Genomic DNA, 13214 nt, shown 5'->3' on the forward strand with positions numbered 1-13214 from the left:
TTCTATTGTTCAACCCGTTCAGGATGTGTGTATACGTTAAATGATCCGTTTCTGACAAAACCGATCGCGGTGATGTTCAGCTCTTCCGCCATTTGCAGCGCGAGCTCCGTCGGCGCCGATTTTGAAATGACAATCGACACGCCGATTTTTGCGGCTTTTAATAAAACCTCTGAGGAAATCCGGCCGCTGAAGACGATCAGCTTGTCACGGACGGGCATTCCGTTTTTCAAACAGCAGCCGTACAGCTTATCCAGCGCGTTGTGGCGCCCGATATCCGTCCTCATCAAGAGCAGCTTTTCCGTATCGCACAGCGCTGCATTATGGACGCCGCCCGTTTCCCGGAAGGTGCCGCTTCCGCTTTGCATCTCCTTCATCAGGCGAAGGCACGTCTCAGGAGTTATGGTAATCCGGCTGACGGCGGTTTTGGCCGTTTTCACATCCTGCTGAAAGTAAAAATGGCGGCCTTTCCCGCAGCATGAACCGATGACCCTCTTCGTATAGTCTTTTTGCTCAAGCACTCCGGGATTCGTCAGTTCAACATATGCGAACCCGAGACTTTCATCTATAGTAAAGCTTTTGATCTCTTTTTCAAAACGAATGACGCCTTCTGATGCGAGAAATCCGATGACGAGTTCCTCTAAATGGTCAGGCGTGCAGACGAGCGTAACAAATTCCTGCCCGTTCACCATGACGGTAAGCGGATACTCTGAAACCATCCGATCTGCCGTCTTTGTTAATACCCCTTTTTCATAGCGGTATATGTCTCTTACCGCTGTTGTTTTTTCATCCACTGTTTTCCCCTCCGCAGTATCCTTCTCTTTTATTCTTCCACAATCCCTGTATTTTGTCGAATTTGCGGTTTAAAAAAAGAGCCCTCTTCGGACTCTATGTTTCATTGCGATGATGTCTGCTCAGAATGGTGAATAAAATAACTGCGGCGATAATGGCCAATATACTGACGAATATGAAGGCGGCAAGCTTCAGAAAAATCCCTATCAGAACAAAAACGACTGCCGCCAGCACCAATATAATGCCTGCTCCTTTTAACAACAGCGTTCATCTCCTTTTATCCGTATCATTCCCGCGGTTCCGTTTTCTAAACAAAAAAAGACGCCGCACGGGCGTCCTTTTTTAACCTATTCTTTTGCTAAATCCTTTGCGGCGTCTTCCCAAGCCTGTTTGAACTCGTCCGCGCTGTCAGCTGAGACGTATGTGCCGCCTCCCGCTTCCGCCGCTTTTTCAAGGCTTTCGCTTCCTTTCATGCCGAAGTTGAAGCCGATGATATTGACGACCGTGTTGACATTCGCTTTACGGAGCTTTTGAATTTCGGCTTGAGGATTCCCGCCGCATGTTTCTTCACCGTCTGTGATCAGATATACGACGTTTTTCCCTTTAGCGCCGGCCCGCTCAAATTCTTCACGTGTATCAGAAAGCGCTTTCGCTATCGGTGTCCAGCCGGTTGGTTTAATCTTGCTGAGTGATTGCTCAAATGGAGTCACGGCGTACGGCTGAAGGCCGTATAACGTTTCTGTCGCGTTACATGATACGGCTTTGCCTGAGTTTTTATTATTGCCCTTATGCCCGAATACCCGAAGCATCAGATTCGTGTCTTCAGGAAGAACTTCCGCAAAAGAAGTGACAGACTCTTTCGCAACATCTATTTTACGCTCTCCCCCTGTTTTTTGTATCATGCTCCCGCTTGCGTCAAACAGCACGGCGACGTTTGTTTCTTCGTGCTTTTTCTCAGCTGCAAAAACAGGTGATCCGAGTGAAAGCGTCAAAAGTCCGACAATCCCCGCAGTGAACATTTTTTTCATTTCCTTCATTCCTCTCCGTTTGTTTTTGGCCGATGGGCCCCCGGCTCTTCTCTATGCTAGATGAGGAGTATGCAAAAAGATATAGGGCGGGATTCCTTTTGTATAAGCGGCTGTACGCCGTTAAAAATGAACAGAATTATGCGCATCATCCTAAAAAGATTGGATAAATGATGACAGATTTAATGCCTTTTTCGCCCTTTTTGTAATATAAGTCCGGAATCTGATTCTTTTTACAGTTTTCTCTTCATCTTTTCTTGAAATTTTTGTTAAATAAAAATAAAAAAAAGGGCCGCTAAACGGCACCTTTTCTTATTTCGCTAATGAACTCGCTTCCATCGTAAAGATGCGGTTCATATCCTTTTGGCTGTGAGCTTCGTAATATTTTCCTCCGCCCGCACCGGCAATTGCGTGAAGCTGTCCGTTGAAGCCTTCTTTAAAGTCAAAGCCGATTACGTTGACTTTAATATGATGTTTGCGAAGTTCTTTCGCTGTCTTAATAGGATCTCCGCCGCATGTCTCCTCACCGTCCGTCAACAGGTAAACGGATTTAAAGCCGAATTTATGAACGCCGTTAAAAGAAGCCCTCGCATCTTCTAATGCTTTTGCAATCGGTGTCCAGCCCGTAGGCCCGATTCCGTTCAGAGAGTTGAGGAAGCTCTGTCTGTCAAACTTTTGGAATCCGTATACACCGCGAATGGATTCACAAGATTGAACTTTTCCGGAGTTTTTATTATTGCCTTCCGAACCGAAAACCGTCATTCTGACCTGTGATGTAGACTTAATTCGATCTGCAAAACGGACGATTTCATCTTTTGCCATATTGTATTTAGAAACGCCGTCAATCCGTTTCGCCATACTGCCGCTCGCATCAAGCAAAATGGCGATATTGTTTTTAAATAAAAATGTCTTCTCGTTTGCATTCTCGGCAGCAAAAGCAGGAGATGCAGCAGTCAGCATCAATCCGAGCATGATTATGAGTGAAAGTGTTTTTTTCATTGCTTCTTCCCCTTTTCAATAGATTTACGTTCAACGCCGAACAATATTTATCGTAAATGAGATGAAAAGGGAAATAAATAGGACGGCGTTCCTCATTATTTTTGCGTATATTCACATAGATACGGCATTTTTATCAGTGATTTTCACCCGGCGCTCAGCCTTCAGACGGCATTTGTCAGCCTTTAGGCTTTCGTTATATGAGTCTGTTGGTTGCTTTACCGTTTATGGAATAGTTTTCAAAAAAAAACAGACGCTCATGAAAGCGTCTATTTTTTCGCCATATATTTGTTTAAAAATGAATCTGCTTCGGATATGTCCACTCCCTGATAATAATGCTTGACGATGTCCGCCACGGATTTCCCCTGCTCCGCCATGTAATTGGCCCCGTACTGGCTCATGCCGACGCCGTGGCCGAATCCTTTTGTCGTAATGGTGATGCTGCCGCCGTTCCGTTTCCATTCAAAGTCGGCAGAACGGAGTCCGAGTTTTTCCCGGATGTCTCTTCCCTTCAGCTTTTTGCCGTTTATGACGGCCGTCGCCACTTGATGGCCCGGCGTTCTGGCTGTAATCTGCCCTACCGTGTTTTGTCCCGAGAGCTGTACGCCGAGCTTTTGCTGAAACTCCGGCACACTGAAGGTCTGGGTGGCGAGATATTTCGGCGATTGCTTATCCCACGGACTTTTCACGCTCTTTAAATAAGGAATGGCGCTTGTCCAATAGGCTTCCGCATTTTCCGTATACCCGTTGCTCGTAGAGAAGAAAGATGCCTCAATCGGCTTGTTGTCGTACGTTAAAATCTTTCCTTGCGTGCCTGCGACCGCATTTGTGATTTTCTTGAGGTTGTGTGCGTACTTAGAACCCCATTCTTTTTTCAGCTGGCTTTTGCTTTGATAGACTTGGAACATTTGCGTATCGTCCACCAGTGATCCTTTCGGCGCCTGAACGGCTGAGTCAGCGACCATCAATCTGACGATGAATGTCCGGGCGGCGAGCGCCTGGGCTTTTAAGGCTTCCGGTTTAAAGGTTGCGGGCATTTCGGAAGCCACGACACCGATCACGTACTCTTCAAGCGGAATGTTCTCTACAGAATGATTGGATGTCCGATAAACCGGAATGGATACAGGTGATTCTTTCAATGTTTCTGCTCCTTTTGTTTCTCGTGTGGTGTGTGTTGTTTTGTGTCCGGGCTCTCTGTTTACGGCTGCTCCTTTTTCCGCCTGAAACGGAAGAACGAGAATGGTGGGAACAAGAAGAATAAGTATACACAGCCCGGATAGTAGAAATACAATCGGTTTCATATATCAGCTGCCTCCTGCTTGGGATTCGACTCTACTTCATCTTATGGGCAGGGACAAGCTAATATGACTTCCTTTTGGACAGAATCTTATTCCATTTTTCACGCGAAAAACGTATTCTTTTTTGAAAATCAGAGCATAATAATGATGATAAACCATAAAAAAACAGTATGCCAGATTGACATACTGTTTTTACAGCCATTATGCGTTTAGGTCAGTTACGACTTCTTTGCTTTCTTGTTCAGCGGCCGTTTCATCAACGACACGCTCGATGTCAGCGCCGAGAGCCGCAAGTTTTTTATGGAAATTCACATAACCGCGATCCAAGTGCTTCAGTTCCGTGACGCGTGTATGACCTTCAGCCACTAATCCCGCAAGAATCAGCGCCGCGCCCGCACGCAGGTCCGTAGCGGCAACTTCTGCGCCTTGCAGCTGTACAGGACCGTTAATGATCACAGAACGTCCTTCAATTTTAATGTCGCCATTCATCCGGCGGAATTCTTCAGCATGCATAAAACGGTTTTCAAACACAGTTTCAGTAATCATGCTTGTTCCGCTCGCACGGAGAAGCAGCGCCATCATTTGCGACTGCATATCAGTCGGGAATCCTGGGTGAGGCATCGTTTTAATGTCGATCGGCTTCAGCTGGGCAGGACCGATGACACGAAGGCCTTCTCCTTCATCCGTAATTTTGACTCCCATTTCTTCCATTTTCGCAATTAAAGACGTAAGATGCTCAGGAACCGCACCTTTGACTAATACATTTCCTTCCGTGATAGCCGCAGCCACCATGAAAGTACCCGCTTCAATACGGTCAGGAATGATGTTGTGTCTTACGCCGCGAAGCTTCTCGACACCTTCAATTTTAATGGTGCCTGTGCCGGCTCCGCGGATTTTTCCGCCCATCGCATTGATATAGTTCGCTAAGTCAACGATTTCAGGCTCTTTTGCCACGTTTTCAAGCGTTGTTGTTCCTTCAGCTAAAGCAGCTGCCATAATCAAGTTTTCTGTCGCACCCACACTTGGGAAATCTAAATAGATTTTTGCGCCCTGCAGACGGCCTTCCACTTCTGCTTCAATAAAGCCGTTGCCTACTTTGATTTTTGCACCCATTGCTTCAAAGCCTTTTAAATGCTGATCAATCGGTCTTGAGCCGATTGCGCAGCCGCCCGGAAGCGCTACTCTTGAATGACCCGTACGAGCTAACAGAGGGCCCATAACAAGCACTGACGCGCGCATTTTGCGCACATATTCAAAAGGTGCTTCTGTTTCTAAAGCGTAAGAAGCGTTTACGGTAACTTCATTATTCTCAAAATGCACATCTGCTCCTAAATGACGCAACACTTCATTAATTGTATATACATCGGAGAGCGTAGGTACATCACATATTACGCTTTTTTCTTCACTTGCTAATAAAGATGCAGCGATAACTGGTAAAACGGCATTTTTTGCTCCTTCAACTTTCACTGTGCCGTTTAACTTCTGACCGCCGCGGACGATGATTTTTTCCAAGGTATTCCCCTCCGCGTCCCTATATTCTCTATATTAATATTCAGTTGTCACGATTGGTGTGCCAACCGTAACGGTATGTTTTCCGCCCATTCCCGCACTTCTAAGCGCAACTTGCACATTCATCTTATGTTTCGATGTCATGATGTAATCTGTCCACTTATATGTAAATGCAGAAACAGAAACGAAATGAGGCTCAACTACATGTTCAACTGGACTTGCTTCAAATTCTTTCATGAGCTGTTCTGCTTTTTTTTGCAAAACAATACTCATATTATCATTTAAATGACCCTTTAGACAAGTAAAAATAAATACTTTATTTTGAAATATGTCATGTGCCTGCCGTTCAAACTGTTCATATGTATCATTCCAGTTTTCCGGTTGCTCCGGGCTCATTTGCTCATATAATAAATACGAAGTTGGGTTCTGGTTTTTGAGGGTAGTGACGAGCTGCAGTTTAAAAGTTGTGTGATTTTTTTTGTCAGAATACGTGCCGACGGCCTTTACGATTTTATCTTCCCGCGCGGATTCCCAATGATATTGCGGATACTGCGTCTTCAGTTCTTTTACCTTGTCATCAAATTCACTCAGTGACAGGTTCAGATTTTTTTTCGCATGAAGCGTCCATTCATCCACAGTGACCTGCTGCCGCTCCATTCCTTCGGCAATCTGGGCAAGCGGAGACAGCTCACTTGCATGAATGGAATGAAATACCGCTATTAAGGCGCTTAAAAAAACAAAAAACAAGATGATGCGGCCTGCTCTTTTTTTCTTCATATCGATCTCTCCCCCTTACTCCCATTTTTGCCGGAGCCGGGGAAAGCAATACATGGAAAACTTCGTCAAAACTCGCCAAGCGGGTGAAGAAAAATTGGTTTCTCACCCAGCGATTCCCTTCATTTCAACAGACGAAACATCTTAAAATAAGTATGGAAGCTGTTTCGAATAGGTAAGATAATCTAAAAAGAAGTTGGCGACTGCCGTACCGATCGCAATGGTAAGAAGAATGATCAGCAGCCTCGCCTGCACTATTTTTCCTTTTCGGATCAGCGGATCAAAGTTGACGGCCTGAAGCGCCCACCATGTCACCGCAATGCATACCAGGTGAACCAGGATGCTGATTGCGGCCTGCTGCCCCAATACATTCACAAATTCCATCTCCTTTCATTTTTTCCGCCCCTCATATCCTCTCTTATTATATAAGAAGAAGAGAGAAAGATGATCATTTTTACATCAGAATTTTTATCCAAAATTAGGGGCAATCCCCGCTTAAATGTCCGTTCTCCGGCATGATATACTTTTTTGGAAAGGAGATGGGAATATGAATCATTCCTTTTTTCATCCGGAAAAGCAGTATGGAGAAACACTTCCCGTATTTGACCACGAGTGGGAAGCGATAGCATTCTACTATGATTATAGACAGTCTCAAACAGAGGAACTGAAAGAATTATGTCAGTTTTTCAACATTTCTCTTGATTATTCACCCGGCAGCCTGCTGGCAGTGGAAGCTCTTTACTTCCGCAGCATAAAAGAGCTGCTTTTGGCGGATTGGAACCTGCCGATTGACGAATTTGAGAAAATGCTCAGTGTGTATGTCATCGATTGCGCCATCAGACATCATGACGATGCCGAATGGGTCGTCAAACCTTATCCGTATACGGACGGCGCTTATACGACGGGTGTGCGGAGAGGAAACAAAACGTGGCACACCGACAACTGCTGCGAACATTTATATCTGCAAAAAGAAGAGGATCATCCGCTTATCGGCGTCTATGAATCTCTTATGCGTTAATATAGAAAAAGAATCCTTCTCAGACAGCCGAGAAGGATTCTTTTTTAGTTTCCTGCAACATCCAATCTGTTTACAGCCCGCTGTAACGCAAGCTCAGCCCGACGAATGTCAGTATCATCTGATCGTTTGTTCAAACGGTCTTCCGCCCGCTTTTTCGCAGCAAGGGCGCGCTCTTTATCAATGCTTTCCGCTGTTTCAGCGGCTTGTGCAAGGATAGTGACCTGATCAGGACGGACTTCTAAAAATCCGCCGCTGACAGCCGCCAATTCGGTCTGCCCGTCTTTTTTAAGGCGGACAGCGCCGATTTTAAGCGGAGCCACGGTCGGAATATGGCCAGGCAGGATACCGAGATCACCGCTCTCGGCTCTTACACTCACCATTTCAATATCAGCATCATATACTGGGCCGTCGGGAGTAACGATATTGACTTTAACGGTCTTCATGCTTTTACCCTCCTAGGACCAGATTAAACTTCTACACCCATCTCTTTTGCATTCTCAATGACTTCTTCAATGCGTCCCACAAGACGGAATGCATCTTCCGGAAGATGGTCATATTTACCGGAAAGGATTTCTTTAAAGCCTCGTACCGTTTCTTTAACAGGCACGTAAGAACCCTTTTGTCCCGTAAACTGCTCAGCTACGTGGAAGTTTTGAGAAAGGAAGAACTGGATACGGCGTGCGCGGTGAACGACAAGCTTGTCTTCTTCACCTAATTCGTCCATACCGAGAATCGCGATAATATCCTGAAGTTCTTTGTAACGCTGAAGCGTTGACTGAACTTCACGCGCCACCGCATAATGCTCTTCTCCGACAATTTCCGGAGCAAGCGCGCGGGAAGTGGAAGCCAGCGGATCAACCGCAGGGTAGATACCCATTTCAGTTAATTTACGCTCAAGGTTAGTCGTTGCATCCAAGTGAGCGAACGTTGTCGCCGGAGCCGGGTCAGTGTAGTCATCGGCAGGCACGTAGATCGCCTGGATAGATGTAACTGAACCAACGTTTGTAGACGTAATACGCTCTTGAAGCTGACCCATTTCTGTCGCAAGCGTCGGCTGATAACCAACCGCAGAAGGCATACGGCCGAGAAGCGCGGAAACCTCTGAACCCGCTTGTGTGAAACGGAAAATGTTATCGATAAAGAACAGTACGTCCTGTCCTTGTTTATCACGGAAATGCTCAGCCATTGTAAGACCCGTCAGTGCTACACGCATACGTGCGCCCGGCGGCTCGTTCATCTGTCCGAAGACCATGGCTGTTTTCTTGATAACGCCTGAATCGCTCATTTCGTAGAAAAGGTCGTTCCCTTCACGAGTACGCTCTCCTACACCGGCGAATACGGAAATACCGCCGTGCTCTTGCGCGATGTTGTTGATTAATTCCTGGATTAATACGGTTTTACCTACGCCGGCGCCGCCGAACAATCCGATTTTACCGCCCTTGATGTAAGGAGCGAGCAGGTCAACAACCTTAATCCCCGTTTCAAGAATTTCAACCTCAGTTGAAAGCTCATCGAATGAAGGAGCTGATCTGTGGATCGGGTCCTTTTGAGCATCCGCAGGCAGCGGTTCATTTAAATCAATTTTATCTCCCAGTACGTTAAATACGCGTCCGAGAGTCACATCACCGACAGGAACGGAAATCGGCGCACCTGTATCAACGGCTTCCATTCCGCGCTGAATTCCATCCGTAGATGCCATGGCAATTGTACGGACTGTATCATCGCCTAAATGAAGAGCAACCTCTAGCGTTAGGTCGATGCCTACTTCATTTTCGCCTGTAGCTGGCTGTGAAACTTTAATCGCATTATAAATCGCAGGCAAGTGGCCGTCCTCGAAACGTACGTCGACAACCGGTCCAAGCACCTGACTTACGCGTCCTTTCTTCATCGCTATCCCTCCTGACAAAATCTTTCTATTCTAAAGCGGCTGCACCGCCGACAATTTCGGTAATTTCTTGTGTAATCGCCGCTTGACGCGCGCGGTTATATGAAAGCGAAAGTGAATCAATGAGTTCTTTCGCATTATCAGTCGCATTTTTCATTGCTGTCATTCTCGCAGCGTGTTCACTTGCTTTACTGTCAAGAAGCGCGCCGTAAATTAAGCTTTCCGCATATTGAGGAAGCAGCACTTCGAGCACCTCTTCTTCATCCGGTTCGAACTCGTAAGAAGCCGTGCGCTTCCCGCCGCTCGTTCCGAAATCCGTTAAAGGCAGCACTTTTTTCTCCGTCACTTCCTGTGAAATCGCACTGACGAAATGGTTATACACCAAATGCAGTTCATCAAAAGCGCCGTCGATAAACATTTGAACCGTCTGACGGGTCAAATCTTTAATCTGAGCAAAAGTGACCTCGTCGCCAAGCCCCACTAACTCAGACAAAATCGGCATCTCCCGTTTTTTGAAGAAATCGCGGCCGACTCTGCCGATTGCAATCACCGTGTATTCATCTTTAGACTGATGGCGTTCTTGAATGGTGCGGTAAGCGTTTCGCAAAACCGAACTGTTAAACGCACCCGCAAGCCCGCGGTCAGACGTAATGACGAGATACGCCGTCTTTTTCACTTCTCTTGAGACAAGCATCGGGTGTTTCGCGTTTTTCGCGCCTTTTCCGACGTTAAACACAACCTCCTGGATCTTATCCATATACGGAGCAAATGACTTCGCGTTGGTTTCCGCACGGTTCAGCTTCGCAGCGGATACCATCTGCATGGCTTTTGTAATCTGGCTTGTTTTTTTCGTTGACGTGATCCTTGACTTAATATCGCGTAATGAGGCCAAAGATTTCACCACCTTTATTCTTCATTTGCGTAAAAAGAGAGAAAAAGAGAACCTTTTTCTCTCATCTTCTAAGGGTTAGTTGCTTGGTGCAAATGTGCGTTTGAAGCCTTCGATTGCAGCTTTGAAGTCTTCATCAGCAGGAAGGTTTCCTGTTTTCGCAATGCCGTCAAGCAGATCTTTATGGTTTTGATCAAGGTACATGTAGTACTCTTCTTCAAAACGTCTGATATCCGCAACCGGAATATCATCAAGATATCCTTTTGTCAGCGCATAAAGAATGGCTACCTGTTTTTCAACCGGAAGCGGCTTATTCAAGTCTTGCTTCAGCACTTCAACTGTACGCGCACCGCGGTTCAGTTTCGCCTGAGTCGCCTGGTCAAGATCAGATCCGAATTGGGCGAATGCTTCAAGTTCACGGTATGAAGCAAGGTCAAGACGCAATGTTCCCGCTACCTTTTTCATCGCTTTGATTTGGGCTGACCCGCCGACACGGGATACGGATAATCCGGCATTGATCGCAGGACGCACGCCTGAGAAGAATAGATCGGATTGAAGGAAAATCTGTCCGTCAGTAATGGAAATGACGTTTGTCGGGATATAAGCGGAGATATCTCCTGCTTGTGTTTCGACGAACGGCAGCGCCGTAATTGATCCTGCGCCTTTAGCGTCACTCAGCTTGGCTGCGCGCTCAAGCAGACGGGAGTGAAGATAGAATACATCCCCAGGGAATGCTTCACGGCCCGGCGGACGGCGAAGAAGCAATGACAGCTCACGGTAAGCGGCCGCTTGTTTGGATAAATCATCATATACGACGAGAACGTGCTTGCCGTTGTACATGAATTCTTCACCCATTGTCACCCCTGCATACGGTGCAAGGTAAAGAAGCGGAGCCGGCTGTGAAGCGGATGCCGTCACGACAATCGTGTAATCAAGCGCGCCGTGCTTACGAAGCGTTTCCACCACGCCGCGTACTGTAGATTCTTTTTGGCCGATCGCTACGTACACACAGATCATGTCTTGATCTTTTTGGTTTAAGATTGTATCAATCGCAACAGATGTTTTACCTGTCTGACGATCCCCGATAATCAGTTCACGCTGTCCGCGGCCGATCGGAATTAACGCGTCGATCGCTTTGATACCCGTTTGCAGCGGCTCATGTACCGATTTACGGTCCATTACGCCTGGAGCCTGGCTTTCGATCGGACGTGTTTTGCTTGTCAGAATCGGACCCAGTCCGTCTACCGGCTGTCCGAGCGGGTTGACGATACGTCCGATTAATTCTTCACCTACAGGAACTTCCATGATGCGGCCCGTTCTTTTGACCTCATCACCTTCGCGGATATCTCTGTAAGGTCCTAAGATAACGATACCTACGTTGGATTCTTCAAGGTTTTGAGCCATACCCAAAACGCCGTTTGAAAACTCAACAAGTTCACCGGCCATACAATTGTCAAGGCCGTGTACACGCGCAATACCGTCTCCGACTTGGATGACTGTACCTACGTCATGAACTTCAATTTCAGATTGGTAATTTTGAATTTGCTGCTTTATCAGCGTGCTAATCTCTTCAGCTTTGATGCTCACTTAGGTTTCACCCCTTCTATCGATTTCCTCCGGCAAGTTGACGTTCCATGCGCTCAAGCTTTCCGCTTACGCTTCCGTCATAAATCCGGTTTCCAATGCGGACTTTAATGCCGCCTATTAAATCCGTCTGCACTTCATTTCTGATTCTGAGCGAAGCGATTCCGGCTTTTTTTGCAAACACTTGAGACAATGATAACATTTCCGCTTCTGAAAGCGGCTTTACTGAATAAACAACCGCGTCCTCTGTCTGACGGGCCTGATTGGCAAGTTTGATAAACTCGTCTGTGAGATCAGGCACAATCGAAGACCGGCGGCGGTCAATCAGAAGAAAAATCGTATGCAGCACAGACTCAGACAGTGCGCCGAACGATTGCTGAATCAGCTCTTTTTTCTTAGCGGCCGATACCTTCGGATGGCTTAGCACTTCCTGTAATCCGGCTTCGTTCCGGAACACTTCTTTTAGTACGGTAAGCTCTTCTTCGATTTCATTGATTTGAGAAGTCTCAACGGCAATGTCGAAAAGCGCTGACGCGTATCGTTTAGAGACAGCAGATCCACTCATCGGCTTTCTCCTACCTCTTTAAGATAGTCCTGAATCAGTTGTTCCTGGGCTTGTTCATCAAGCTCTTTTTCAATCACTTTCGATGCGATTAAGACAGAAAGTGATGCGACTTGCTCGCGAAGTGCGGAAACCGCTTGTTCTTTTTCTTTGACAATTTCGGTTCTCGCCGCTTCTTTCAATCTTTCAGACTCGGCGCGTGCAGCCTGGATAATGTCTTCCTTCTGCTTTTCACCCAGTTTTTTCGCATTTTCAATGAGTGATTGTGATTCCTGTTTCGCTTCTTTTAAAAGAACGCGCTGCTCTTCAATCAGCTTCTGCGCTTCTTTATTTCTTTCTTCAGCGGACGTAATTTCGCCGGCGATATGATCTTCACGCTGTTTCATTATATTTAATAGCGGTCCCAGAGCGAATTTCTTGAGAAGCGCTAATAAAACTAACATAGCTAACAATTGGAATAGGATATCTCCGCCGTTAAACGACAGTCCTAATTCAAGAGGTAATTGAGACATCTACTACGGCAACTCCCTTCTGCAGGTTTTCTCTGCTGATAAAAAGCCGTTTCGGGACGGCCTGCTTATCAGACATAAAGCAATGGCGAAGGTTCTCTTAGAGTGATCTTCGCCATTTTTAGTTCATATAAGGCTTTTTTGCTTAGCCAAAGAACGCTAAGAACGCGATAACGACAGCGATAATCGGAAGGGCCTCAACCAATGCGATACCCATGAACATAAGAGTTCTAAGTTCTTTTCCTGCTTCCGGCTGACGGGCGATTCCCTCTACCGTACGTGAAACGATCAGACCGTTACCAATACCTGCACCAAGTGCACCTAAACCGATTGCAATTGCAGCTGCTATTAAATTCATGAAAAAGTTCCTCCTTTA

At 46.4% G+C, this 13214-nt stretch carries 16 protein-coding genes; 1 reads left to right on the forward strand and 15 read right to left on the reverse strand.

What is annotated here, in order from left to right; translation table 11 throughout:
* Positions 1-2 precede the first annotated feature (2 nt).
* The 8 genes from fdhD to HAP68_RS17270 form a co-directional block, all read right to left on the reverse strand.
* A complete protein-coding gene (gene fdhD, locus HAP68_RS17235) occupies positions 3-791 on the reverse strand; it encodes a formate dehydrogenase accessory sulfurtransferase FdhD (protein WP_014306001.1) in 789 nt (262 codons plus the stop codon).
* Positions 792-885: 94 nt separating this feature from the next.
* Positions 886-1050 carry a hypothetical protein gene (locus HAP68_RS17240; protein WP_003151191.1) on the reverse strand — a complete coding sequence of 55 codons (165 nt, stop codon included), beginning with the start codon at positions 1048-1050 and terminating at the stop codon, positions 886-888.
* A gap of 86 nt (positions 1051-1136) precedes the next feature.
* On the reverse strand, positions 1137-1817 hold the full coding sequence (locus HAP68_RS17245) for a VWA domain-containing protein (RefSeq protein WP_015387578.1): 681 nt from the start codon (positions 1815-1817) through the stop codon (positions 1137-1139).
* A gap of 309 nt (positions 1818-2126) precedes the next feature.
* Positions 2127-2813, reverse strand: a complete 687-nt coding sequence (locus HAP68_RS17250) for a VWA domain-containing protein (protein WP_024085909.1) — start codon at positions 2811-2813, stop codon at positions 2127-2129.
* 266 nt (positions 2814-3079) lie between these two features.
* Complete coding sequence (spoIID, locus tag HAP68_RS17255) at positions 3080-4111, reverse strand: stage II sporulation protein D (RefSeq protein WP_015387577.1); 1032 nt, start codon at positions 4109-4111, stop codon at positions 3080-3082.
* A gap of 198 nt (positions 4112-4309) precedes the next feature.
* Positions 4310-5620, reverse strand: a complete 1311-nt coding sequence (gene murA, locus HAP68_RS17260) for a UDP-N-acetylglucosamine 1-carboxyvinyltransferase (RefSeq protein ID WP_003151185.1) — start codon at positions 5618-5620, stop codon at positions 4310-4312.
* A 33-nt stretch (positions 5621-5653) separates the two neighbouring features.
* Positions 5654-6394, reverse strand: coding sequence for a YwmB family TATA-box binding protein (locus tag HAP68_RS17265; protein ID WP_003151183.1), 741 nt, complete (start codon positions 6392-6394; stop codon positions 5654-5656).
* A gap of 141 nt (positions 6395-6535) precedes the next feature.
* The gene (locus HAP68_RS17270) at positions 6536-6766 is read right to left on the reverse strand and encodes a DUF1146 family protein (RefSeq protein WP_003151181.1); all 231 of its coding nucleotides are present in this window, start codon (positions 6764-6766) and stop codon (positions 6536-6538) included.
* Positions 6767-6938: 172 nt separating this feature from the next.
* On the opposite strand from HAP68_RS17270, the gene HAP68_RS17275 reads away from it, so the two are divergent.
* Positions 6939-7409, forward strand: coding sequence for a hypothetical protein (locus tag HAP68_RS17275; RefSeq protein ID WP_003151179.1), 471 nt, complete (start codon positions 6939-6941; stop codon positions 7407-7409).
* Between the two features lie 44 nt (positions 7410-7453).
* On the opposite strand, the gene HAP68_RS17280 is transcribed toward HAP68_RS17275, so the two are convergent.
* The 7 genes from HAP68_RS17280 to atpE all read right to left on the reverse strand — a co-directional run bounded on the left by HAP68_RS17280 (position 7454) and on the right by atpE (position 13196).
* Positions 7454-7852 (reverse strand): F0F1 ATP synthase subunit epsilon, encoded by a 399-nt coding sequence (locus HAP68_RS17280; RefSeq protein ID WP_003151176.1) that lies wholly within the window; start codon positions 7850-7852, stop codon positions 7454-7456.
* 23 nt (positions 7853-7875) lie between these two features.
* Complete coding sequence (atpD, locus tag HAP68_RS17285) at positions 7876-9297, reverse strand: F0F1 ATP synthase subunit beta (RefSeq protein WP_003151173.1); 1422 nt, start codon at positions 9295-9297, stop codon at positions 7876-7878.
* Between the two features lie 25 nt (positions 9298-9322).
* Positions 9323-10186, reverse strand: coding sequence for an ATP synthase F1 subunit gamma (atpG, locus tag HAP68_RS17290; protein ID WP_003151172.1), 864 nt, complete (start codon positions 10184-10186; stop codon positions 9323-9325).
* 75 nt (positions 10187-10261) lie between these two features.
* Complete coding sequence (gene atpA, locus HAP68_RS17295; protein WP_003151170.1) at positions 10262-11770, reverse strand: F0F1 ATP synthase subunit alpha; 1509 nt, start codon at positions 11768-11770, stop codon at positions 10262-10264.
* A gap of 16 nt (positions 11771-11786) precedes the next feature.
* Complete coding sequence (locus HAP68_RS17300) at positions 11787-12332, reverse strand: F0F1 ATP synthase subunit delta (protein ID WP_003151169.1); 546 nt, start codon at positions 12330-12332, stop codon at positions 11787-11789.
* Entirely contained in the window at positions 12329-12841 is a 513-nt protein-coding gene (atpF, locus tag HAP68_RS17305) for a F0F1 ATP synthase subunit B (RefSeq protein WP_003151168.1), read from the reverse strand. Before atpF ends, HAP68_RS17300 begins: the two co-directional genes overlap by 4 nt.
* Positions 12842-12983: 142 nt before the next feature.
* Positions 12984-13196 (reverse strand): F0F1 ATP synthase subunit C, encoded by a 213-nt coding sequence (atpE, locus tag HAP68_RS17310; protein WP_003151167.1) that lies wholly within the window; start codon positions 13194-13196, stop codon positions 12984-12986.
* Positions 13197-13214 lie beyond the last annotated feature (18 nt).

Origin of the sequence: Bacillus sp. Bvel1 (assembly GCF_014872755.1) — a bacterium.
GTDB classification, from domain to species: domain Bacteria; phylum Bacillota; class Bacilli; order Bacillales; family Bacillaceae; genus Bacillus; species Bacillus velezensis.